This is a genomic window from Streptomyces sp. NPDC086777 (assembly GCF_040702065.1).
Classification (GTDB): domain Bacteria; phylum Actinomycetota; class Actinomycetes; order Streptomycetales; family Streptomycetaceae; genus Streptomyces.
Window position 1 is genome coordinate 133,146 of sequence record NZ_JBFBJI010000013.1, and the last position, 21,076, is coordinate 154,221.

20 protein-coding genes and 2 pseudogenes are annotated in these 21,076 nt (G+C 70.1%); 6 read left to right on the forward strand and 16 right to left on the reverse strand.

All coding sequences use genetic code 11. From position 1 onward, the window contains the following. Nucleotides 1-71 precede the first annotated feature (71 nt). From AB0472_RS20030 to AB0472_RS20080, 11 genes and pseudogenes are all read right to left on the reverse strand, one after another. A complete protein-coding gene (locus AB0472_RS20030) occupies nucleotides 72-1,094 on the reverse strand; it encodes an alpha/beta fold hydrolase (protein ID WP_366357800.1) in 1,023 nt (340 codons plus the stop codon). Further along, on the reverse strand, nucleotides 1,091-1,504 hold the full coding sequence (locus AB0472_RS20035) for a cupin domain-containing protein (protein WP_366357801.1): 414 nt from the start codon (nucleotides 1,502-1,504) through the stop codon (nucleotides 1,091-1,093). The genes AB0472_RS20030 and AB0472_RS20035 overlap by 4 nt, the downstream gene beginning before the upstream one ends. 14 nt (nucleotides 1,505-1,518) lie before the next feature. Continuing rightward, nucleotides 1,519-1,866, reverse strand: coding sequence for a carboxymuconolactone decarboxylase family protein (locus AB0472_RS20040; RefSeq protein WP_366357802.1), 348 nt, complete (start codon nucleotides 1,864-1,866; stop codon nucleotides 1,519-1,521). Nucleotides 1,867-2,055: 189 nt separating this feature from the next. Then, complete coding sequence (locus AB0472_RS20045) at nucleotides 2,056-3,012, reverse strand: helix-turn-helix transcriptional regulator (RefSeq protein ID WP_366357803.1); 957 nt, start codon at nucleotides 3,010-3,012, stop codon at nucleotides 2,056-2,058. Between the two features lie 102 nt (nucleotides 3,013-3,114). Beyond that, nucleotides 3,115-3,654, reverse strand: a complete 540-nt coding sequence (locus AB0472_RS20050; RefSeq protein WP_366357804.1) for an NAD(P)H-binding protein — start codon at nucleotides 3,652-3,654, stop codon at nucleotides 3,115-3,117. Between the two features lie 554 nt (nucleotides 3,655-4,208). Beyond that, nucleotides 4,209-4,832 carry a flavodoxin gene (locus tag AB0472_RS20055; protein ID WP_366357805.1) on the reverse strand — a complete coding sequence of 208 codons (624 nt, stop codon included), beginning with the start codon at nucleotides 4,830-4,832 and terminating at the stop codon, nucleotides 4,209-4,211. Between the two features lie 71 nt (nucleotides 4,833-4,903). Further along, nucleotides 4,904-5,677, reverse strand: coding sequence for an SDR family oxidoreductase (locus tag AB0472_RS20060; protein ID WP_366357806.1), 774 nt, complete (start codon nucleotides 5,675-5,677; stop codon nucleotides 4,904-4,906). A gap of 41 nt (nucleotides 5,678-5,718) precedes the next feature. After that, on the reverse strand, nucleotides 5,719-6,570 hold the full coding sequence (locus tag AB0472_RS20065) for an aldo/keto reductase (RefSeq protein WP_366357807.1): 852 nt from the start codon (nucleotides 6,568-6,570) through the stop codon (nucleotides 5,719-5,721). A 70-nt stretch (nucleotides 6,571-6,640) separates the two neighbouring features. Further along, a complete protein-coding gene (locus AB0472_RS20070; protein ID WP_366357808.1) occupies nucleotides 6,641-7,618 on the reverse strand; it encodes an aldo/keto reductase in 978 nt (325 codons plus the stop codon). Nucleotides 7,619-7,911: 293 nt separating this feature from the next. Beyond that, a complete protein-coding gene (locus tag AB0472_RS20075; RefSeq protein ID WP_366357809.1) occupies nucleotides 7,912-9,051 on the reverse strand; it encodes an XdhC/CoxI family protein in 1,140 nt (379 codons plus the stop codon). Nucleotides 9,052-9,227: 176 nt separating this feature from the next. After that, nucleotides 9,228-9,608 (reverse strand): annotated as a pseudogene (locus AB0472_RS20080) (molybdopterin cofactor-binding domain-containing protein); the annotation flags it as partial. Between the two features lies 1 nt (nucleotide 9,609). Between AB0472_RS20080 and AB0472_RS20085 the strand changes: the two are divergent. Beyond that, nucleotides 9,610-10,215 (forward strand): annotated as a pseudogene (locus AB0472_RS20085) (Tn3 family transposase); the annotation flags it as partial. Nucleotides 10,216-10,515: 300 nt separating this feature from the next. On the opposite strand, the gene AB0472_RS20090 reads toward AB0472_RS20085, so the two are convergent. Next, nucleotides 10,516-11,493 carry an aldo/keto reductase gene (locus tag AB0472_RS20090; RefSeq protein ID WP_366357810.1) on the reverse strand — a complete coding sequence of 326 codons (978 nt, stop codon included), beginning with the start codon at nucleotides 11,491-11,493 and terminating at the stop codon, nucleotides 10,516-10,518. A 345-nt stretch (nucleotides 11,494-11,838) separates the two neighbouring features. Between AB0472_RS20090 and AB0472_RS20095 the strand changes: the two genes are divergently transcribed. Together AB0472_RS20095 and AB0472_RS20100 are read left to right on the forward strand one after the other, a co-directional pair. After that, a complete protein-coding gene (locus AB0472_RS20095; protein ID WP_366357811.1) occupies nucleotides 11,839-12,726 on the forward strand; it encodes a helix-turn-helix transcriptional regulator in 888 nt (295 codons plus the stop codon). Nucleotides 12,727-12,866: 140 nt separating this feature from the next. Further along, on the forward strand, nucleotides 12,867-13,712 hold the full coding sequence (locus AB0472_RS20100) for an aldo/keto reductase (RefSeq protein ID WP_366357899.1): 846 nt from the start codon (nucleotides 12,867-12,869) through the stop codon (nucleotides 13,710-13,712). Between the two features lie 373 nt (nucleotides 13,713-14,085). Here AB0472_RS20100 and AB0472_RS20105 read toward each other — a convergent pair whose 3' ends face one another. Beyond that, nucleotides 14,086-14,499 carry a nuclear transport factor 2 family protein gene (locus AB0472_RS20105; RefSeq protein ID WP_366357812.1) on the reverse strand — a complete coding sequence of 138 codons (414 nt, stop codon included), beginning with the start codon at nucleotides 14,497-14,499 and terminating at the stop codon, nucleotides 14,086-14,088. Between AB0472_RS20105 and AB0472_RS20110 the strand changes: the two genes are divergently transcribed. Both AB0472_RS20110 and AB0472_RS20115 read left to right on the forward strand, forming a co-directional pair. Next, entirely contained in the window at nucleotides 14,498-14,638 is a 141-nt protein-coding gene (locus AB0472_RS20110) for a hypothetical protein (RefSeq protein ID WP_366357813.1), read from the forward strand. The two genes, AB0472_RS20105 and AB0472_RS20110, sit on opposite strands and share 2 nt — an antisense overlap. 162 nt (nucleotides 14,639-14,800) lie before the next feature. After that, the gene (locus tag AB0472_RS20115; protein ID WP_366357814.1) at nucleotides 14,801-15,166 is read left to right on the forward strand and encodes a hypothetical protein; all 366 of its coding nucleotides are present in this window, start codon (nucleotides 14,801-14,803) and stop codon (nucleotides 15,164-15,166) included. A gap of 217 nt (nucleotides 15,167-15,383) precedes the next feature. On the opposite strand, the gene AB0472_RS20120 is transcribed toward AB0472_RS20115, so the two are convergent. From AB0472_RS20120 to AB0472_RS20130, 3 genes are all read right to left on the reverse strand, one after another. Then, nucleotides 15,384-17,237 carry a CocE/NonD family hydrolase gene (locus AB0472_RS20120; RefSeq protein WP_366357815.1) on the reverse strand — a complete coding sequence of 618 codons (1,854 nt, stop codon included), beginning with the start codon at nucleotides 17,235-17,237 and terminating at the stop codon, nucleotides 15,384-15,386. Between the two features lie 392 nt (nucleotides 17,238-17,629). Then, a complete protein-coding gene (locus AB0472_RS20125; protein WP_366357816.1) occupies nucleotides 17,630-18,478 on the reverse strand; it encodes an aldo/keto reductase in 849 nt (282 codons plus the stop codon). A 97-nt stretch (nucleotides 18,479-18,575) separates the two neighbouring features. After that, nucleotides 18,576-19,901: an MFS transporter gene (locus AB0472_RS20130; RefSeq protein ID WP_366357817.1), complete on the reverse strand. Its 1,326-nt coding sequence runs from the start codon at nucleotides 19,899-19,901 to the stop codon at nucleotides 18,576-18,578. Nucleotides 19,902-20,144: 243 nt separating this feature from the next. Here AB0472_RS20130 and AB0472_RS20135 point away from each other — a divergent pair, with 243 nt between their 5' ends. Next, nucleotides 20,145-21,065 (forward strand): helix-turn-helix transcriptional regulator, encoded by a 921-nt coding sequence (locus AB0472_RS20135; RefSeq protein ID WP_366357818.1) that lies wholly within the window; start codon nucleotides 20,145-20,147, stop codon nucleotides 21,063-21,065. Nucleotides 21,066-21,076: the final 11 nt, after the last annotated feature.

Consider the following 21,076-nt stretch of genomic DNA (forward strand, 5'->3'; position numbering starts at 1 on the left):
GGATTCCTTCTGATGTCGCGCCCGGCGCTGGGCGCGGTGGGTGGGGGACGTCGGCTGGACTGTCCTGCCGGTCAGTCCAGGCCCTTTTCGGCCAGGAACTCGGAGATCTGGTCGGCGATCTCGACGTTGTTCAGGTCCGACTGGAGAAAGTGGGTGTTGCCGGTGATGCCGATGTCCGGCAGCAGGACGAGACGGGCGTCGCCGCCGTGCCGGTTGACCGCGTCGACCCAGAGGCGGGCCATCGCGAGGCGGACCCGCCAGTTGTCGCGGCCGGCGATGTCGGTCGGCTCGGTCGGGATGTTGTCGCCGTAATAGACGACGATCGGGACCTTGGTCAGGGCTTCGAACTGGGCGAGCGGGACGGGGACGGCGGTCATGGTGCCCGCGGACGACGGCATCGGCTCCGGCTCCTCACCCTCGGGGAAGACGAAGCCGCTTCCCGGCTCCAGGGCGACGACGCCCTTGACGGAGCTGTTGCGCATGGTGGTGAGCCAGCCGAAGCCGCCCGCGTGCGAGTGCGTGACCAGGACGCCGGGGCCGGTCCGGTCGAAGAGTGCCGAGACGCCGTTCGCGAGGACCTCGCCGTCGATGGGGCCGGTGTCGGGGACCATGGAGCGGAAGAACTGCTCCAACGCCTCGGGGCCGCTCGGGAACCGGCTGCCCGGGTAGAGGTCCGGCCACAGCCCGAAGCGGAACTGGTTGTAGAACCACTGGTCGGTCGTCGCCGCGTCGATGGTGGTGCTCACGGTCGTCTGGCCCGCGCTGCCGCGGCGCGGCTCGTCCAGCGTGTACACCGTGAAGCCGCGGCGCAGAAAGAGCGTCTGGAAGCCTTCGCGGCCGTCCGGGGTGGTGCCCCAGCTGGTGCCGGCCTGTTTGTAGCCGTGCCACAGCACCAGCGGCAGCGGGCGCGGGTTCTGCGGGATCTGGTAGAAGACCCGGGCGTGGTCGCCGTGGATCGTCTGCCCGGCCGGGTCGGTGGGGTTGCGGGGGTCGAAGGTGCCAGGCGTGCGCACCAGGGTGCCGCCCACGGCGAAGCCGCCCTGGCCGGTGAGGGTCAGCGGGGCGAAGCCCCGGCGGGGACCGGAGCTGTTCATGCCGACGCGCCTGCCTCTTCGTAGACGTCGTCGGTGACGAGCTCGCCCCACTCGACGTCGGGTACGTCCGGGGCGCCGGAGCCCTCCGACAGCGCGATGTGGGTCATGAAGCGGTCGGGGGCCGCGCCGTGCCAGTGCCACTCGCCCGGCGGGGTGTGGACGGTGTCGCCGGGGCGCATCACGATGGTCCTGCCGTCACGTGTCTGCACCAGGCCGATGCCCTCGGTCACGTGCAGGGTCTGGCCGACCGCGTGCCGGTGCCAGGCGGTGCGGGCGCACGGCGAGAACCGCACCACGCCCATCCGCAGCCGCGACGGGTCCTGCCCTTCGACGACCATGTCCACCCAGACATCACCGGTGAAGCGTTCCGCGGGAGCCTTGGCGGTGGGCTTCTTCGCAAGGAGTTCCATGTCGTCCGCCCGCCCTACTTCGCAGTACCGTCGGTGGCGTCGGCAGCGTCTTCCACGATGCCCTTGAGCTGGACGAGCGCGCCCATGCCGCTGGGCCATCCGGCGTAGAACGCCACGTGGGTGAGGGCCTCGACGAGTTCGTCCCTGCTCAGCCCGTTCTCCAGAGCGAGCTTCAGATGGCTGTCGAGCTGGCCGGGCCGGTAGGTGGCGGCGAGGACCGCGACGGTGATCAGGCTGCGGTCCCGTGGAGACAGGCCCTCGCGTTTCCATACGTCGCCGAACAGCACGTCGTCGGTGAGCTGGACCATCTTCGGAGCGAGATCGCCGAGCAGCTGCTGAGCGCGGCTGGGCTGGTCGGACATGGCTGCTTTCCTCTCGGAGACCGCGGAAGCGGTTGAGTGGGAGAAGTCGGCCCGGGGCGCTCCGGCCGGGAAGGCCAACCAGGCACCGGTGCCGCGGACGCGCCCGGACACCGGGGCGCAGCAGTCAGTCTTGCCTTCCGATCAGGGCTCCGGCCAGCAGAAAGAGGGGCCCTGTCATTGCCTGGGTGGTCACTGCCCCCCAGGACCGGCCCGGGGCGTGCGGACGCGTCCCGCCGTCAGCCGGGGGCCGTCGGTCCTCTCGCCGTCGGGGCGCGGGCGCTGGGGGCGGTCCTTGTCGAGGAGGGCCACCTTGTCCTGATCGGGGCTGTCGGGTTCGGCGAAGAAGATGACGAAGCGGTGTTTCGGGCTGTGGTCCACCGGCATGGACTCGTGGCCCAGGTGCAGGTCGCCGACCTCGGGGTGGTGGAAGAGGCGTATGCCCGGGGCGTGCGGCTTGATGTCGTAGCGTTCCCACAGCGTCGCGAACAGCTCGCTCTTCGGTACGAGTTCACCGACCAGGTCGGTCAGATCGGGGGCGCCGGGGTCGGTGCCCGCGAGCATGCGCAGTCGGGCGACGCAGGCTCTGGCCCGCTCGTCCCAGTCGTCGAGGACCTCGGGAGCCCGGGGGTGGAGGAAGACGTAGCGGGCGATGTTGCGGGTCTGCGGTAGCTGGTCGTCCAGGCCGGCGAACAGCCGCAGCGCGCTGGGGTTGCAGGCGAGCACGTCCAGGCAGCGGTCGAGAATGAACACCGGGTTGGGGCGCAGCCGCTCGATCAGCGCCAGCACACTGGGACGGACCTCTCGGGGCGGCAGTTCCGCCGACCCGGCGGAACCTGTTCCGGCGAGCACGGCCAGATCGCGCAGGTGCTCTTGCTCATGCGCGTCCAGACGAAGGGCCCGGGCGAGGGAGTCGATGACGGAGGGGCTGGGGTGGATCTCCTTGCCCCGCTCCAGACGGATGTAGTAGTCGATGCTGATCCCGGCCAGCGCGGCCAGCTCCTCCCGGCGCAGTCCGGGGGTGCGGCGTATTCCCACCGCGGTCAACCCCGCCTGGTCCGGGGTGATCTCGGCGCGGCGCGCCCGCAGATAGCGGCCGAGGCCGCTGTCCGCCGACTTGCCGTTCCCGTCCTTCACCGTACGCGCCATGGAACCCATGGTGCCCGCTCATGGCCTGGGACGTCGCTTCAGGGGGGCGCGCAATGGCCTTGGCGGGCGTGGGCAGGGCGGCCAGGGAGGGGCCAGGAACGTTCAGGGTGTGTGCCGGTCTTGTGGTCGGGTGTGGGTGACGGCGGAGCGCACCGCTTCCACGGCCTGCTGGATCCGGGCGGGTTTGGCGCTCAGGGGTCGGATTCCGCCGTTGCCGGTGTCTCCCTGTTGGAGGGTGAGGCGCCCGTCGGCGGGGCAGACGCGGTCGAACCAGTCGGGGCGGACCATCGTGTACGGGGAGCCGGAGGACCGGACGAGCCACTCGGCTCGCCGCTTCCAGTCGATGACGGGCTCGTATCCCTGCCCCGTGCCGGTCACGTAGAGCGTGGACATGAGGGCGATGCGCGGCCGGCGCGATCCGAGCGTGTGGAAGGCCTTGGCCACGGCGCCGTGGTCGACTCGCTCGTGGTCGCCCGCGTCGGAGCCGTGCGTGACGGTGATCGCGTCGACGCCGCGGGCGGCATCGGCCGGTGTTTCGGACCGGGCGAGGTCGCCGACGACACCCCCTCTCGAAGGTGCGGGGCTGAGGGTCGTGCGGTAGGCGGGGCTGCTCCGCGCGGCGTGGGCCGTGCTCCGCTCCATCACTGGTGGGGCTCCGGCTTGAGGAGGGAGCTCGCCGCAACACCGGGTACGGTGGAGGCGGCGATCAGCAGGCTCGCGTCCATGCCGGACGGGAAACCGGCACGGGCACACTCGTGGGCTGCGCCGCGAGGAACTCGACACCCTCGCGGGCGTCGGCGTCGACTGCCGCGCGTCTGGAGTGCGGCACGGAGACCCGTCCGGTGGGCCGGGAGGCAGCGGCGTCGAAGGCACCGCGCAACGCAGCGGCGGCGGCCTACCCTCGCGGGCGGCGGCCCGGCACAGTGCGACGCACGGGATCGTCCGGGGCGCGGGTCGGACGGGAGGCGTCCACGCGCACTCCGGCGGCGGCCGCGCGGCACACGCGTACTGCGGGAACACTGAGCGGCCGGCGGCCGGGCGCGGCCACGGCAGCGCAGCAGTGCCGCCCGGCGAGACGGGCCGCCGCCAGATCGGGATCCCGGCTACGCGGCCACGACAACGCCCCTGACCCCCGGCCGCGCTCCGGCTCCTGTCCGTCACCTGCTCGCGCTGCCACATGACGCGCTCTCTCTCGGTCAGGCGAGGGGAAGACGGGCGCGCCGCAGCCACGCCTGGACGTCGGCGTCGGCGTCCCGGACTTCCTCACCGCGCACCGCGAGTCCCGTTCCGATGGTTGCGCCGCGGCAGGAGGCCCGGTAGTCGCGCTCGGTGGTGCCGAGACCGCTCATGGCATACGTGGTGATCGGGAAGACGGTCTTGCCGCGGAAGTCGAACTTCTCGGTGAAGGTCGACATGATCATGGGCGCTCTGACGTTCCAGATGGGGCTGGCCAGCAGCACGGTGTCGTAACGCTCGATGGAGGAGGGGAGGCCGACGATGGCCGGTCGTGCGTCGGCTTCCTGCTCGCGGACGTTGCGTGCGACCGTCTTCTCGTAGTCGCCGGGGTAGGGGTCGACGGCTTCGATGCGGTACACATCGCAGTCGATGCGCTCGCTGATCATGCGGGCGAGGACTTCGGTGTTTCCGGTCTTGAGGTTGGTGCGCCCGCCGTAGGAGTAGTTCTCGCCGGGCCGGGAGAAGTAGGCGAGCAGGATTCGCCTCCCGGGCCCGGTCGTCGAGGCGGGTCGTTCAGTGGACTCCCGTGCGGCCTCCCCGCTTCGCGTGGAGGTGGAACAGCCGGTGATCTGGGCACCGGTCATGATGGTGGCTCCTGCCAGAAGTGCGCCGCGAAGGAGTGTGCGCCGCCGCGGCGTTGCGAGTTCGTTCACTGTCATGCGTCGGTTCCGTGAGAGAAGCGGACGGCGTCGAGATCCGCGCGCACCTCCCGCGGCTCGGCTTCCACCGGAAGGTCGGCCGGGTCCAGCACGCCGTCCAGGGAGCCGGCTTCGTCGCTCTTGAGTGCGCCGAAGAGCCCTGTCCAATCGGACTGCTCTTCGCCCTCGGCGGCGATGAGCTCGAACGTCTTTCCCAGTGCGGTGCTGGTCAGCAAGGAGCGGACGAGTGTCTCGGCGATCTGGTCGCGGGCGATCCCGCCGTCGACCGTGCCGCCCTGTTCCAGTACGAGGCGCCGCTGGGTGGGGCCGGCGTCGTCGAACCAGCCGGGGCGGACGATCGTGTAGGGCAGTCCGCTGGCACGCAGCAGGCGCTCGGAGCGCCGTTTCCAGGGCGAGTTGCCCGGGATGTCGCTGCGGGTGGCGTAGATGGAGGTCATCAGCGCCACCCGCGGCCGGGCGCCGTCGAGTGCCCGCAGGAGGTTGCTTACGCCGCCGTAGTCGACACGGCGGCGGGTCTCGGGGTCGCCGCCGGAGCCGTGGGTGAGGACGATGGCGTCGGCTCCGCCGACCGCGCGCTGCAGTGAGGCGGTGTCCTCGAGGTCAGCCTGTACCAGTTCGACGCCGGGCAGCAGCCGTTCGGCTCGGTGCACGCCGCGTACGAGTGCGCGCGGGCGCAGGCCGTGCCGCCCGGCGGCCGCGACCGCGAGCCGTCCGATACTGCCGGTCGCGCCGACCATGAGTACGTCGGTGATGTTCTGCTTCGGGGACATGGCGGAGCTTTCTCCTGTGGGGGGTGTCGGCGCTTGCCGGATCAGCTGTCCAAGCGGCGCTTGCTGAGCCAGGTGACCATCTCCGGGTCGTGGTGGTCGAAGAACAGCGAGCTGCCGGTGTCCAGGGTGGCGATGGCCGCCATCTGGTCGTCGCTGAGCTCGAAGTCGAAGATGTCGAGGTTCTCCGCCATGCGCTCGGGGCGGACCGACTTGGGGATGGCGATGACGTCTCGCTGGGTCAGCCAGCGAAGGACGACCTGGGCCACGGACTTGCCGTGCTTCTCGCCGATCTCGCTCAGCAGCGCGTTGGTGAAGAGGTCGTTCTTGCCCTCGGCGAAGCCGCCCCAGGACTGGATCTGTACCCCGTGCTCGCGCATGAGGACCTGGTAGTCGGCGCGCTGGAAGAACGGGTGGGTCTCGATCTGGTTGACCGCGGGGGTGATCTCGTTGTTGAAGATCAGGTCGAGGAGCCGGTCGGGGTAGAAGTTGGCGACACCGATCGCCTTGGCCAGGCCGGCGCGGTGCAGATCCTGCATGGCCCGCCACTGGCCGTAGACGTCACCGTAGGGCTGGTGCATCAGGTACAGGTCGAGGTAGTCCAGACCGAGCTTCTTCAGCGAGGTCTCGAAGGCACGCTCGGTGTTCTGCTCGGCGGGCGCGTCCTGGACATACAGCTTGGTGGTGACGAACAGTTCCTCGCGCGGGATCCCGCTGCTCTTGATGGCGCGGCCGACGGCCTCCTCGTTGCCGTAGGAGGCGGCCGTGTCGAGGAGGCGGTAGCCGGCGGCGAGGGCGTCGGTGACGGCCTGCTCGGTCTCCTCCAAGGGGATCTGGAACACGCCGAAGCCGAGGATCGGCATCTCTACGCCGTTGTTCAGAGTCACGGTCTGCATGGGAATTCCTTCTGTGTGTTCTGTACGTTCTGCGCGGGGTGAAAGGACGAGCGGTGGGCAGCCGGGACGGTCAGCGTTCGAGCATCCGCAGGCCGGCTTCCGTATGGGTGGCTCCGGCCGCCGCGGGGAGGCTGGTCAGCCTGTCCAGCTGAGCGGCGGTCAGCCGCACGGCGTCGGCGGCGGTGTTCTCCTCGACGCGGTGGACCCGCTTGGTGCCCGGGATGGGGGCGATGTCGTCGCCCTGGGCCAGGAGCCAGGCCAGGGCGACCTGGGCGGGGGTGGCGTCCGCTTCCGCGGCGACGGCCTGGACCTCGTCGGCGAGGCGCAGGTTGCGCCGGAAGTTCTCGCCGGTGAAGCGCGGGTTGCCGTGCCGGAAGTCGCCCTCCTTGAAGTCGTCGGTCGAGCGGATCGTGCCGGTGAGGAAGCCGTGGCCGAGGGGCGCGAACGGCACGAAGCCGATGTTCAGCTCGCGCAGCAGCGGCAGCACCCGGGCCTCGGGATCGCGGGTCCACAGCGAGTACTCCGACTGCACCGCGGTCACCGGATGCACGGCGTGCGCGCGGCGGATGGTGTCGGGCCCGGCCTCGGACAGGCCGATGGCGCGGACCTTGCCCTCGGCGACGAGCTCGGCAAGAGCGCCTACGGTGTCCTCGATCGGGATGTCCGGGTCGACCCGGTGCTGGTAGTACAGGTCGATGTGGTCCGTGCCCAGGCGGGTGAGCGAGCCTTCGACGGCGGTGCGGATGTTGGCCGGGCTGCTGTCGAGGTGCCACACCCCGGCGCCCGCGTGGGAGACGAGGCCGAACTTCGTCGCCAGCACGACCTGGTCGCGGCGACCCCTGAGGGCCCGGCCGAGCAACTCCTCGTTGGCGTACGGCCCGTAGATCTCGGCGGTGTCGATGAAGGTGACGCCCAGCTCCAGGGCCCGGTGCAGGGTGCGGATGGACTCCGCTTCGTCGGTTCCGGAGTCGGTGTAGCCGTGGGACATTCCCATGGCACCGAGACCGATTCGGGAAACCTCCAGGTCACGCAGCTTGATGTAGCGCATCGGCTCTCTCCGCTTGATCGCCTTCCGGCGGGTTCCTCTCTGGCTCGGAATCCACTTTCGCGCCGTTTCTCTCCGTGTGGCAGGCCGGGTTCTGCGGGGGAATGACAGGGCCCCCCACCGTGGGGCCGACCAGGTGAGAGCGGTATGACACGCATGCCGAGGCTCCTGGGGCACCAGGAGCGGCGGCGATGTGGAGCCGGGCCGGTCTCTGCGGGCCCACCGGTGACCACGAGCGGTACTCGGCCCGCCGTCGCGTCGGCACGACACAGCACCCCACTCGCCTTTCACCCGGGTCATGACCTCGCCAGGCTGAGGACCGGGGCCGCGGGGTGGATCGGGCCGGTGCTGTGAGTCAGGGGGAGGCCGGTGCCGTGGTGGGTGTGGGCGATGATCTCGGCGGTGATGGAGACGGCCGTCTCTTCGGGGGTGCGGGCGCCGAGGTCGAGGCCGATGGGGGAGTGCAGGCGGGCCAGTTGTACCTCGGGCACGCCGGCTTCACGCAGGCGTTCCAGGCGCTGGTCGTGGGTGCGGCGGGAGCCCATCGCGCCCACGTAGGCGAGGGGGAGGCCGAGAGCCCGGCGGAGCAGGGGGATGTCGAACTTGGCCTCGTGGGTCAGGACACAGACGGCCGTACGGGCGTCCACTTCGGCGCGGTCCAGGTAGCGGTGCGGCCAGTCGAGGACGACCTCGTCGGCGTGGGGAAAACGGGTGGGCGTGGCGAAGACGGGGCGGGCGTCGCAGACGGTGACCCGATAGCCGAGGAAGGACCCGGCCCGGCTGAGGGCGGCGGCGTAGTCGACCGCGCCGAAGATCAGCATCCGGGGCGAGGACGCGTGGACGTGGACGAGTACGGACAGGGGATCGGGACAGGTGTCGCCGTCCCCTCCCACCTCGATACGCCCGGTGCGCCCGGCGTGCAGCAGTGCCCGGGCCTGTGCGGCCACCCCGGCGTCCTCGCGCGTGCCGCGACCCAGGGATCCCTCGTGCGCGCCGTCGTACCCGACGAGACTCAGCGTGCGTCCCAGCAGTTCCGCCGGGCCGTCGACGACGTGGGCCACGGCGCTGGGGCGGCCGTTTCCCACGGCTTCGAGAGCTCGGGTCAGGTGCGGCAGGGCGGTGGGTTCGACACGTTGCACCAGCACGTCGAGCTCACCGCCGCAGGTGAGGCCGACCGCGAAGGCATCGGAGTCGGAGTAGCCGAAACGTGCGCGCCGCGGGGGCCCGCCGGAGTCGAGGATCTCGCGGCACAGGTCGTAGACGGCTCCTTCGACGCAGCCACCGGAGATGCTGCCGACCGCGTTGCCGTCGGTGTCGACGGCGAGCGCGGTGCCCGGGGGCAGGGGCGCGCTGCCGCTGACGCCGACGACGGTGGCGAGGGCGAAGGAGCGGGCCTCGCCGCACCACGAGTGCAGCGTGTCCGCGATGTTCAGCATGGATGGTCCTTTGAGAAAGGTCCTTCGAGAAAGCTCGGAATGAACGGGCCGCCGCCGCGCCGCGGGGGAACGGAAGTACGCGGCGGCGGCCCGGGCCGTCCCGCGTTTCCGCGGCACGACGTGGGGTGCGCCCCGGCGGTGACGGCCGCACCGGCCGGGACCGCCCGGTGCATGACTCAGAGCAACGCCTCAGCGGTGATGGGCAGTTCGCGGATCCGGCGGCCGGTGGCGTGGAAGACGGCGTTGGCGATGGCGGGCGCCACGCCGACCAGGACGACCTCACCGAGTCCCTTCACGCCGATGGGGTCCGCCTCGTCGTCCCGGCCGTCGAGGTAGATCGCCCTCAGGTCGCGGACGTCGGCGTTGACCGGGACCAGGTAGTCGGCGAGGTTGGCGTTGACGATCCGTCCGTCGCGGTGGTCGGTGACCGTGTGTTCCAGCAGGGCCGCGCCGATACCGCCGACCATCGCGCCGATGGCCTGGCTGTCGGCCAGCTTGGGGCTGATGATGCGGCCCGCGTCGAAGACCCCGAGCATCCGCCGCACCCGGACCAGACCGGCACTGGCCCGCAACAAGGTCGACGTGAAGAAGGTGCTCACGGCCTGGCCGGACATACTGCGGATGGCCGGCTCCCTGGTCACCAACCAGGTCAGGGCCTACGACCTGCTGCGGATGTTCGGCCGCGGGGGCCACCCCACCCTGCTGGTACAGGCGGTCGCCGAGTACGGGCGGATCGCCAAGACCCTGCACCTGCCGTCGTCGACCCGGTCGACGACACCTACCGGCGTCAGATGCACAAGGGCTCACCGTCCAGGAGTTCCGTAACAAACTCGCGCGCGACATCTGCCACGGCAAGAAGGGCACCATCCACCAGGCGTACCGGGACGGGAGGGAGGACCAGCTCGGCCCGCTCGGCCTGGTCCTGAACGCCGTCGTGCTCTGGACGACCCGGTACATCGACGCCGCCGTCGCCCAGCTCCGCGCCGAGGGACACGAGATCCGCGACGAGGACGTGGCCCGGCCGTCCCCGCTCAAGCACCGCAACCTCAACGTCCTGGGCCGGTACAGCTTCACCGCCACCTCGCCGACCGGTCGGGCACCCTGTGCCCGCTCTGGGACCCGGACGAGGCCGGGCTCGACGACGAGGACGGCGCGGAGGGCTGACGGGCCCCAGGTACCAACGACGAACTTGGCGTCGAACCGCTCCTTGCCCAGCCGCTCCACGAGACCGGTGAGGTACTTCAGCTGCGCGGCCGTGATCCGGTCCTTCTGCGCCGCGGCCTTCCACTTCCCGATCTCTTCGCGCATCCGCCCGTAGTACTCACTGTCGGCCGCCGTGCGCTTCGCCTCCGTCTCCGGGCTGCGGAGGTGACCCGCACGCCCTCGTGCCAGGTCTGGGGTCGGCGACGACGCTGGGCGCTCGACGGCGGCCCCGAGCTGTGGGCCCGGCAGTGGTTGGCCGGATCAGAAGAAGGTGGGCAGGCGCGGGGTGTAGGGGTCTTCCAGTGCGGCGATCTCGTCGTCGGTGAGCATGAGGTCGAGCGCGGCGACGGCGTCGGTGAGGTGGCGGGTCTTGGTGGCGCCGACGATGGGCGCGGACACGACAGGGTTTTTCAGCACCCACGCCAGTGCGACCTGGGCCATCGGGACACCGCGCGCGTCGGCGATCTTCTGGACGGCGTCGACGATGGCTTCGTCGGTGTCGACGAACAGGGGGCGGCCGGCGTAGTCGGTGTCGGGGGTGGCCTTGGCCCGTAGGGTGCTGTCCTGGCCCCAGGGGCGGGCGACACGGCCGCCGGCCAGGGGACTCCAGGGGATGGAGCCGACACCGGAGTGGGCGAGGAGGCCGAACATCTCCCGCTCCTCCTCCCGTGCCAGCAGGCTGTACTGGTCCTGCATGGACACGAAGGGCGTCCAGCCATGGCTCCGGGCCGCATGCTGCATGGTGGCGAACTGCCAGGCCCACATCGAGGAGGCGCCGAGGTAGCGGACCTTGCCGGCCTTGACGACGTCGTGCAGGGCTTCCATGGTCTCCTCGACCGGGGTCTCCGGGTCGAAGCGGTGGATCTGGTACAGGTCGACGTAGTCGGTGCCCAGCCGGGTCAGGGAGGCGTCGATCTGCTCCATCACGGCCTTGCGCGACAGCCCCGACCCACCGGGGCCGTCGTGCATGGGGTTGAACAGCTTGGTGGCCAGGACGACGTCGTCGCGCTTCGTGTACTTCTTGATCGCGCGGCCCACGATCTCCTCGGAGGCGCCGTAGGCGTAGATGTTGGCGGTGTCCCAGAAGGTGATCCCGGACTCGACGGCCTGGCGGAAGATCGGTTCAGCGCCTTCGTCGTCCAGAGCCCACGGCATCTGCGAGGTGTCGCCGAAGCTCATGCATCCGAGTGCGATCCGGCTGATCTTCAGCCCCGAGGTACCCAGACGGGTGTACTGCATGACGCGCTCCTCATCGTCGGCGCAGCCGGCCGACACCGGCTGCTTCAACATCGAGGCTAGGCAGCCGACCGTCGCGGTGGGAGATGCTGCCAGCACCCCCCAACCGGGCAAGCACACGCCCGCTGCCTAGGTATGGGTCGCCTGGGGGGGCGGTGCTTCCTGGCCACCCGACGGGCGCATATCACCCCCGGACCAGGCCGGCCGGACCCGCGGGCAGGTGCGCGCGACGCCCCTCAGCCCGGCATATCGTGCGCTGGTGCAGCGGACGCCGCCGTGCGGGATGGTGCTGAGGGGGGTGCTGGCAGCATCTCCCACGTCCACGGTGGGGCCCGTAGCGTGAAGGGCATGAACAACCGCAGCGAGGTACGGGACTTTCTGATCTCACGCCGCGGCAAGGTCACCCCCGAGCAGGTGGGCCTCGTCGACCACGGCGGCACCCGCCGTGTGCCCGGTCTGCGACGCAGCGAGGTGGCCGACCTGGCAGGGGTGTCGGTGGAGTACTACACACAGCTCGAACGCGGCAACGTGCGCGGCGCCTCCGAGAGCGTCCTGGACGCCGTGGCCCGGGCGCTGCAGCTGGACGAGGCCGAGCGGGCACACCTGTTCGACCTGGCGCGCGCGGCCAACAGCGGCACGGCGGTGCGCCGCCGTCCGGCGGTACAGCGGGTACGTCCGGCCATCCAGGCGATCCTGGACAGTCAGCTGTCCCCGGCCTATGTCACCAACGGCCTCGCGGACGTCCTGGCCACCAATACGCTGGGCAAAGCACTCTTGTCTCCGCTGTACGAGGACCCCGCCCGCCCGGTCAACGCCGCACGGTTCCGGTTCCTGAACCCCCGCGCGGCCGGTTACTACCTCGACTGGGAGGCCACCGGCCGCGACGGCGTCGCCGGGCTGCGCCTCATGGCCGGCAAGAACCCCTACGACAAGGCACTCACCGATCTGATCGGGGAGCTGTGCACCCGCAGCGAGGAGTTCCGCACCCGGTGGGCCTCACAGGACGTCCGCGCTCACCGCACGGGAGTCAAACGGCTGCACCACCCGGTCGTCGGTGACCTCGAACTCTCCTACGAAGCCCTGGAACTGCCTGCCGATGCCGGTCTCGTGCTGATCGTCTGCACCGCACAACCCGGCTCGTCCAGCCGCCAGGCCCTCGACCTGCTTGCCAGCTGGGCTGCCGCGCCCGACCCCGTCGAGCCCGCTCAGGAAGAACCGAGCGACCGCGGCCGGTAGCACCCGGCCCACATTCCTCACACCATCCAGCCCGCCGTCGGCCACCGGCCGAGCACGGGCGGCGAACCGCCGTTCCCCCACGTGCCGGTGCGCCCCCTCGCGCCCTTCAGCACCACCTCGAAAGGTTCACCATGTCCAAGATCCCCCATGTCACGCTGAACAACGGCGTCCAGATGCCGATCCTCGGCTTCGGCGTCTTCCAGGTCCCCGCCGAGGAGACCGAGCGGGTCGTCACCGACGCCCTGGCCGCCGGCTACCGCCACCTCGACACCGCCGCCGCCTACGGCAACGAAGAGGCCGTCGGCAAGGCCGTCAAGAACAGCGGCATCGCCCGTGACGAGCTGTTCATCACCACCAAGATGTGGGTCAACGAAAAGGGCGAAGAGGGCGCCAAGGCGGCCTTCGACACGTCCCTGCGCCTGCTCGGACTGGACTACCTGGACCTGTACCTGATCCACCAGCCCTTCGGTGACTACTACAGCTCCTGGCGCGCCATGCAGGACCTGCACCATCAGGGCCTGATCAAGGCGATCGGCGTGTCGAACTTCTACTCCGACCGCCTGGTCGACCTGATCGACCACAACGAGATCACCCCCGCGGTCAACCAGATCGAGACCCACCCCTACTTCCAGCGCGCCGCCGACCAGGCCCTCATGGCCGAGCGCGGCGTGCAGATCGAGTCGTGGGGCCCGCTGGCCGAAGGCCGCAACAACATCTTCGGCGACCCGACGCTGAGCGCCATCGGTGAGGCGCACGGCAAGTCCGTGGCCCAGGTAGTACTGCGCTGGCTGACCCAGCGCGGTGTCGTGGTGATCCCCAAGTCCTCGCGACCGGAGCGCATGGCCGAGAACCTCGCGGTCTTCGACTTCGAGCTGACCGCCGACGAGATGGACCGCATCGCCGCCATGGACACCGGCGCAAGCATCGTCTTCGACCACCGCGACCCGCAGACGGTCAGCGCCGTCGGCGGGTACCGCCTCGGCTGAGAACCCTCTGCGTCTTCCTCGCCTGGGCGCCGGCCCGCGGTGCCTCCCGCGCGCTGGGAGCACCTGGGTGTCGGAAGGGGGCGCGGTTGCCTTCGCCCCCTGCACCCGTCCGATCGGAAGCAGCCGGCAGAAGCCTGGGCGCGAGAGCCCAGGCTTCTGCCGGCTGTCGGGTCCTGTGGCATGAGGGAGCCACCGGGCCCGCCGGCACGCGCCGGCGGGCCCTGACTACCGACACCGCAATCAGCAACCCAAGTGCCGACTGGTCACTCTTATAAACGGTTCATCTCAAGGGCTCAGCGCCAACGGCTGTAGCGATGGCCCCCATGGCCGTACCTCGCGTCACCGCGGCAAGGAGGTACTGGTGGGACGGAGCTCACTCGATCCCGGCTGCCCGCCGAAGTTCGACGAGGTCCCAGTAGAAGGGACGGACGTCAGTGACCTTGCCGTCCTCGATCCGGAACAGTTCGGCGGCCGGCATTTCCCACGGCGATCCGTCCTTGGCTACGCCCTCGACGTCGACCAGGCCCATGACGCGGTGGGGGCCCTCTACGAGGACCTCCCGAACGGTGATCTTGCAGAAACCGCAGCTCTCGAACAGCTTGGCCATCGCGGCGTCGGCCTCAGCCCCACTCCACTGCCCGGGCATCGGGGAACCAGTGGGCTGCGTCATGACGTAGTCGTCGGAGAAGTAAGCGCCGAGTTCGTCGAGAGTCCCACGGTCGGCGGCCTCGTAGATCTTGCGGACGATCTCACGGTTGCGGTCGGTGACGGACAGCGTCGTGGGCATGGCGATACTCCTTGAGGATGGGCGCGACCGTATCGACCGGCAGATGTCCGAGTTGCAGGGCGCGCGCGACCGCCTCGACGACATGATCACCGAAGCGGCGGGGTCCGGCCACTCTTACTGCCCGTACCTCCCAACCTGAACAGGACCAGCGGCCGCCCTGCTGGACCCGATCGGACTGGCGCGGCCCGCGCTCGCCGAGGACGGCAACCCCACCTTTCACATCGGTCAGGACCACGGCTCCAAGGACGTCGACTTCAGCAACGCGCTGCGGGCCCGTGTCAATGACGGCCGCAGTTCCGTCGTGGCGGGTGCAGGCAGCGCCTACCAGGTCAGCCACACCGCTGCCACCACCGACCGGGAGCGCCCCGAGGCGTACGTCCAGATGGACATCCACGCCTGGGGCAGCGCGACGACCTGTATGCGCCTGAACCTGCGCCGCTCAGGCCTGTACCTCGTCGGCTGGCGGGACACGACTCCGTTCGGCGAGAACTGCTCCGACCTGGAGCCGCGCAACAAGCCAGCAACCGAGGTGACATGGCCCGTGGAGCACGGCACGGCGCAGGGGTTGGTCAGCGACGAGAACAACTGGGCCACCTTCAGTGGGCGCTTCAACTGGATCCTCCGTCAGCCGTTCGGCTTCCGTGACCCCAACCGGCAACAACGGTGAGGCCGTCGACGTCACCCTGCACACGGCGGTCGACTACGCCCACTACCTCCTGGCCACGGCACTGCACCGCTCCTGACCCGACGTCCGAAGGTCCCCGGCACATCCCCGTGGGCGGGGCTGCTGTTCCCGGGAAGAGCAGCCCCACCACCGCTTTCACGCGGGCCTGTTGGCGGCCCCTCGCAGCTGCGTGCGGGCGATGCGCCTGTGCCACTGAGCGTCAGCCGTTGGGCCCCCAGTACAGGGGAACGCTGTAACCGTTGCTGGTGGCTGTGACGTCACTTCGTGCCGTGGCGTAGTACTCATGGGGAAGCAACGGCAGATCGACCGTCGACGGATGCCGGCGATCGCTCAGGATCGAGTAGACGCCGCCCGGCAGGCTCTGCAGCTGCGGCTTCGTGTTGAAGCACGGATCCGTGGAGAGTGGGATGAGGGTCGCACACGAAGCCGAGGGGGCCTGCGTCGTCAGCATCAGGCGCAGCGCGTGGTCGGGTGCGATCGACCACTGTCGTGGACGCAGAGCGACATCCAGCCGATAGGTCCGGTCCGGTCGCAAGTAGTCGTCCGCGACTGCGGTCTGATAGGGACGGACGGCGAGCCCGTGCTTGTCCTGCCACGACTTTCGCCGGTCAAGACCCCGCTGGCTGCCGACGAGCGCACCGTTGCTGATGAGCGTCGCCGTCCCGCCCGGGGCTACATCGTACAAGGAGGCGATCAACTCGAGGTTGGCGTTGCTCGACTTCGCGTACACGGTCAGGGCGATCGGTCCGGAGAGGGTGGCGCCGTCGGGCGCCGGTGCCGAGTTGTAGGTGAGCGTGCCGTCCGGCAGGCTTGGCTGTTCCCAGGCCAGGGACTGCGACGCGGCCGCGGCGGACCGGGGGTGCGTGGAGAGGGTCCCGTCCGTGCCCAGGTACAACGCCCGGTACCTGTCCACCATCGGGTAGGTGCTCGCGTTGATCCAGCGAGCCGAACCCACCTCGTACAGGTGCATCGGCGTCGTCGTCCGGTCGATTCCGGTGTTCTCGCCCTTGAGGAAGGTGTCGAACCATTCCAGCCAGATGGTGGGGTCGAGCCCCATCGTGTGACTGCCGTTGTTGACGATGACCTGGTATCGACCACTGACGTGCTGGTCGAAGCCCATCGGCCCACCCACGGGCCGGCCGGCCGCGGCGTTCTGCAGGCCCGCGTAGGTCATGAGCGAGCCCTCGTCCTCCACGTCGTTCCAGCCGGACCACAGCAGCGTGGGGATGTTGTTCCTGACGATCGCCCGCGTGTCCTCGACGGTGCCGCGTTCGTTCCAGTACGACCGCGCGTAAGCCGGATCGCCGCCCGACAGGACGTCCGAGTAGAGGCGCTGGTAGTAGGCGGTTACGGTCGGTCCGATCAGATCGCCGATGCCCGGCAGCGCGGCGGCGTTCTTCGTGGCCACCCCGCCGTTGAGGAACACGCCGTGCGGGAAGGCCTCTCCGACCCCGGAGCACGCCGAGACGACCGCTTCGAGCGGCGACTTCGGGCCCACCGCGGCGGCGGTGTTGATCGCCAGGACCCCCGGGCCGGAACAGCCCTCGAGGCCGACCTTGCCGTTCGAACCGTCCAGGTGCGCGGCCCAGTTGACGATCTCGACACCGTCCTGACGATCACGCGGGCCCTGGCTGTCGTACTGGCCGCCCGACGTTCCGGTACCGCGAGGCCGCACGGTGACCGCGATGTAGCCGTGCTGCACGAACCCCGCCGGCGCTCCGGGCAGATAGGTGTTCGCCTCATCCGTGTACGGCGTGAACTGCACGATCACCGGGAACTCTCCCGGCGCTCGCTGCCCGGTCGTGGGATCGGCCGGATAGGCGATCGTCGAGTTCAGTTCGACGCCGTCGTCCATCCGGACCGGGACATGGTCGTCCACGGCGACCCCGTATTCCACGGGCCCTGGCTCCCATCTGCCGCCGGGCCAGGGTGTCTGCGTGTGCGCGGGAGCCGCCGGACCGGGTGTCCCGGCCGCCGCGGGGACGGTCGGGACGCTCAATAAGCACATCGTGATCATGAACGCTCGCCACGCGACCACTCGACCGTTGGCCATGTCAACGCCTCCGTCACATCGTGTACGTATATGCGAACGCTGGACCGGATTTTCGAATAGGCTATGAGGGTCGAGCTGGATATTGTCAAGACTCGCGTCGGGTATCGAGTGTGTCTCGTGAGGCGAGCGGGGCAGTGGGCAGCGATGCGTGGCACGCCGTCTTCGACGCTTGAGAACGCAGCCCGTACCGGGAGTGAGCCGCCCGCTCGGCTCGCCGTACGTCGCGTACGAGTGCGCACGGGCGCAGGCCACGCCTCTGCGCGGCCTGCGCTGCGAGCAGTCCGATGCTGCCGGTCGCGCCGACCCTTTCCTCCGGCGTGGGCGCCAAGGGCCGCATGGTGCGGGGTACCCACGTCAGGAAGCTCCGGTGAAGCGCTGTCGCGCCTTCCGGGTCAGTCGTGAATGCGGACGTTGCCGATTCGGCTGACCGCGGCCGGGTCGCGGTGGTCGAAGAACAGCGAGCTGCCGGTGTCCAGGGTGGCGATGGCCGCCATCTGGTCGTCGGTGAGCTCGAAGCCGAAGACGTCGATGTTCTCCTTCATCCGGTCGGCGCGGACCGACTTGGGGATGGCGACGACCTCGCGCTGGACCAGCCAGCGAAGCACGACCTGCGCGACGGACCTTCCGTGCTGCTCGGCGATGCCGCTGAGCACCGGGTCCGTGAAGAGGTTGTTCTTGCCCTCGGCGAAGCCGCCCCACGACTCGATCTGCACGCCGCGCTCGCGCATGAGCTCCTGGTCGGCGGTGCGCTGGTGGAACGGGTGGGTCTCGATCTGGTTGACCGCGGGCGTGATCTCGTTGCGGTCGATGAGGTCGACGAGCCGGTCGGGGTAGAAGTTGGAGACACCGATCGCCCTCACGCGGCCTTCGCGGTGCAGCTTCTCCATGGCCCGCCAGGAGCCGTGGACGTCGCCGTAGGGCTGGTGGATCAGGTACAGGTCGAGGTAGTCCAGGCCGAGCTTGTTCAGCGAGGTCTCGAAGGCGCGCGCGGTGTTCTCCTCGCCGGTGTCCTGCACCCACAGCTTGGTGGTGACGAACAGTTCCGCGCGCGGGATGCCGCTCTTCTTGATGGCGCGGCCGACTGCCTCCTCGTTGCCGTAGGCGGCGGCCGTGTCGAGGGACCGGTAGCCGGCGGCGAGGGCGTGGGTGACGGCCTGCTCGGTCTGGTCCGGCGCGATCTGGAAGACGCCGAAGCCGAGGATCGGCATCGTGACGCCGTTGTTGAGAGTGACGGTCTGCATGGGATGTTCCTTGTGTTGTGGAGCGGGGTGGGACAGATGGCCGGTCAGTCTGCGGTCGAAGCTCCGGCCGAAGAGGCGTGGTTCACGGTGTTTCCCTTCACGACGCGCGCCGGGCGGGCCGGAGGAGGACGGTGGCCACGACGCTGACCGCCACCACCGCCGCGGCGATCAGGAGGCTGGTGTGCAGCCCGGAGACGAACCGGGCCCGGTCGGCGACCAGCGCACCGAAGACGGCGACGGCCAGGGCGCCGCCGAGCTGACGGGCCGCGTTGAGCACACCACTGGCGACGCCGGCCCGCTCGGCGGGCACGCTCTCCAGCAGCAGGGACACCAGCGCGGTCACGGCCATCGCACCGCCGGCGCCGACGGGCACCATCAGCACCACGGACAGCCACACGGGCCCGCCCGCGGGCACCGTCACCATCGCGAGCAGGCCCGCCGCCATGAGGCACTGACCGATGATCACCGGTATGCGCGCACCGAACCGCGTCGCGAGGCGGGCGGCGACGGGGCCCATGAAGGAGGTGAGCACGGTCATCGGCAGGAATCCCACACCGGTGGCCAGCGCGCTCAGCCCGTGCACCTGCTGGAGGTACAGCCCCAGCAGGAAGATCATGCCGTAGAAGCCGACGTTCAGGGCGAACCCGACGGCCGCAGAGAGCGACATCGTGCGGGAGCGCAACAGCGGCAGCGGTGTCATCGGATGCCGGCCACGGGCCTGCGCGACCAGGTAGGCGACGGCCGCCACGACCGCCACGGCGAAGGCGACCAGGACCCGCGTGGTGCCGAACCCCTCCGCACCGGCCTCGATGACCGCGTACGTCAGCGCGCCCATGGCGGCGACGGCGGCGACCTGCCCGGTCCAGTCGAACGGCACCTCCTGCCGCGGGGAGGACGGGGCGCGCCTCAGGAGCAGCAGGGCCACCGCGCCGACGGGCAGGTTGACGAAGAAGATCATCCGCCAGTCGATCACCGTGAGGAGGCCTCCGGCCACGGGCCCGGCAGCCGCACCCACCGAGCCGCTCACGCCCCACAGAGCGATCGCCTTCGCACGCTCCGCCGGGTCGGGAAAGGTCTCCCGCAGCAGTGCGAGCGAGGCGGGAACGACCATGGCGGCCCCGGCTCCCTGGACCAGCCGCGCCGCCACCAGGACGCCCAGGTTCGGCGCTGCCCCGCACACCGCGGACGCCAGGACGAACAGGCCCAGGCCGACGGCGAACGCCTGGCGGGCCCCGATGCGGTCGCTGATCGCGCCGGCGGACAGCAGGAACGCGGCGAAGGCGAGGGTGTACCCGTCGACCACCCACTGGAGCCCGGTCATCCCGCTGTCGAAGCCGCGTCCGATCGAGGGCAGGGCGACGTTGACGATCATCGCGTCGACCATGATGGTGAAGAAGCCGAGCAGTACGGCGGCCAGCGCCATACGTCCCCCCGACCTGCTGTGCGGCGGCAGTCCGGCCGTTCCTGTATCTGGGGAGGTGGATGAGGCGGACACGGACACGGGACGGTCTCCTGTGCTGGAAGGCTGGGGTGCTGACAGGTATCGAGCCTCGCGCCTTTTCGGGCGCAGTGGCAGGCCGGGCCGTGCCAGGGAGCGGTGTTCGGGGGTATGACAGGGCCTCCCACGCGCCTGCCACGCAGGTCAGCGCGGTGTGACACTGGCGATATGGCATCCGAGCAGAGCACTGGCAGGAGCGGCGACATGGAGCTGGGCAGGTTCCTGTACGCGCGCCGCACCCAGACCAGCCCTGAGCAGGTCGGTCTCACCGTGGGCACCGGCCTGCGCCGTACCCCCGGCCTGCGCCGCGAGGAGCTGGCGACGCTCGCCGGTATGAGCATCGACTACTACGTCCGCCTGGAACGTGGCAAGGAGACCCGCCCCAGCCCCTCCGTGCTCGATGCCCTCGCCCGCGCTCTGCAACTCGACGAGGCCGAGCACCAGCACCTGCGCGAGCTCGCCACCCGGGCCGCCCGCTACGCCCCCGAGCCACCGCCGCCGCCCAGCCGGACCGTGCGCCCGCATCTGAAGCTGGTCCTGGAGACGCTGCGGCCGAGCCCCGCGTACATCATCAGCCGCAGCATGGATCTCCTCGCGTGGAACTCCGGAGGCCTCGCCCTGTACGCGGGTCTGGACGACTGGCCGGTCAAACAGCGCAATCTGGCCCGCTATCTCTTCCTCCACCCGGCCGCACGCACCCTCTTCCAGGACGACTGGGAGTACCAGGTCCGCGGCTGCGTGGCCAGGCTCCGCGCCCAGGCGGGCATCGATCCGGACGCCCCTGACCTGACCAGCCTCGTGGGTGAACTCCTTTTGAAGAGCCCGGAGTTCGCCAAGCTGTGGGAGCGCTACGACGTGGTCGGGCGCAAGAAGGCCCAGAAGACCTTTCACCACCCGCAGGTCGGCGACCTCACCCTCAGCGGCCAGAGCATGCACATCGAAGACACCCCGGGCCAGCGTCTCGGCGTCTACACCGCCGAACCGGGGACCCCGGACCACGACGCCATGCTCCTGCTCGACCTGACCGCGCCGCAGTCCGCCGAGCGTCCCGGTACGAAGGCCGACCAGGAAAGGCGCATGCGGTCCTGAACAGAACCCTG

What these genes read in the sequence shown, in the direction of transcription:
- AB0472_RS20030 (WP_366357800.1), bottom strand. Translation starts at nt 1,094, where the DNA reads ATGAACAGCTCCGGTCCCCGCCGGGGCTTCGCCCCGCTGACCCTCACC.
- AB0472_RS20035 (WP_366357801.1), bottom strand. Translation starts at nt 1,504, where the DNA reads ATGGAACTCCTTGCGAAGAAGCCCACCGCCAAGGCTCCCGCGGAACGC.
- AB0472_RS20040 (WP_366357802.1), bottom strand. Translation starts at nt 1,866, where the DNA reads ATGTCCGACCAGCCCAGCCGCGCTCAGCAGCTGCTCGGCGATCTCGCT.
- AB0472_RS20045 (WP_366357803.1), bottom strand. Translation starts at nt 3,012, where the DNA reads ATGGCGCGTACGGTGAAGGACGGGAACGGCAAGTCGGCGGACAGCGGC.
- AB0472_RS20050 (WP_366357804.1), bottom strand. Translation starts at nt 3,654, where the DNA reads ATGGAGCGGAGCACGGCCCACGCCGCGCGGAGCAGCCCCGCCTACCGC.
- AB0472_RS20055 (WP_366357805.1), bottom strand. Translation starts at nt 4,832, where the DNA reads ATGACCGGTGCCCAGATCACCGGCTGTTCCACCTCCACGCGAAGCGGG.
- AB0472_RS20060 (WP_366357806.1), bottom strand. Translation starts at nt 5,677, where the DNA reads ATGTCCCCGAAGCAGAACATCACCGACGTACTCATGGTCGGCGCGACC.
- AB0472_RS20065 (WP_366357807.1), bottom strand. Translation starts at nt 6,570, where the DNA reads ATGCAGACCGTGACTCTGAACAACGGCGTAGAGATGCCGATCCTCGGC.
- AB0472_RS20070 (WP_366357808.1), bottom strand. Translation starts at nt 7,618, where the DNA reads ATGCGCTACATCAAGCTGCGTGACCTGGAGGTTTCCCGAATCGGTCTC.
- AB0472_RS20075 (WP_366357809.1), bottom strand. Translation starts at nt 9,051, where the DNA reads ATGCTGAACATCGCGGACACGCTGCACTCGTGGTGCGGCGAGGCCCGC.
- AB0472_RS20090 (WP_366357810.1), bottom strand. Translation starts at nt 11,493, where the DNA reads ATGCAGTACACCCGTCTGGGTACCTCGGGGCTGAAGATCAGCCGGATC.
- AB0472_RS20095 (WP_366357811.1), top strand. Translation starts at nt 11,839, where the DNA reads ATGAACAACCGCAGCGAGGTACGGGACTTTCTGATCTCACGCCGCGGC.
- AB0472_RS20110 (WP_366357813.1), top strand. Translation starts at nt 14,498, where the DNA reads ATGGCGATACTCCTTGAGGATGGGCGCGACCGTATCGACCGGCAGATG.
- AB0472_RS20105 (WP_366357812.1), bottom strand. Translation starts at nt 14,499, where the DNA reads ATGCCCACGACGCTGTCCGTCACCGACCGCAACCGTGAGATCGTCCGC.
- AB0472_RS20120 (WP_366357815.1), bottom strand. Translation starts at nt 17,237, where the DNA reads ATGGCCAACGGTCGAGTGGTCGCGTGGCGAGCGTTCATGATCACGATG.
- AB0472_RS20125 (WP_366357816.1), bottom strand. Translation starts at nt 18,478, where the DNA reads ATGCAGACCGTCACTCTCAACAACGGCGTCACGATGCCGATCCTCGGC.
- AB0472_RS20130 (WP_366357817.1), bottom strand. Translation starts at nt 19,901, where the DNA reads ATGGCGCTGGCCGCCGTACTGCTCGGCTTCTTCACCATCATGGTCGAC.
- AB0472_RS20135 (WP_366357818.1), top strand. Translation starts at nt 20,145, where the DNA reads ATGGCATCCGAGCAGAGCACTGGCAGGAGCGGCGACATGGAGCTGGGC.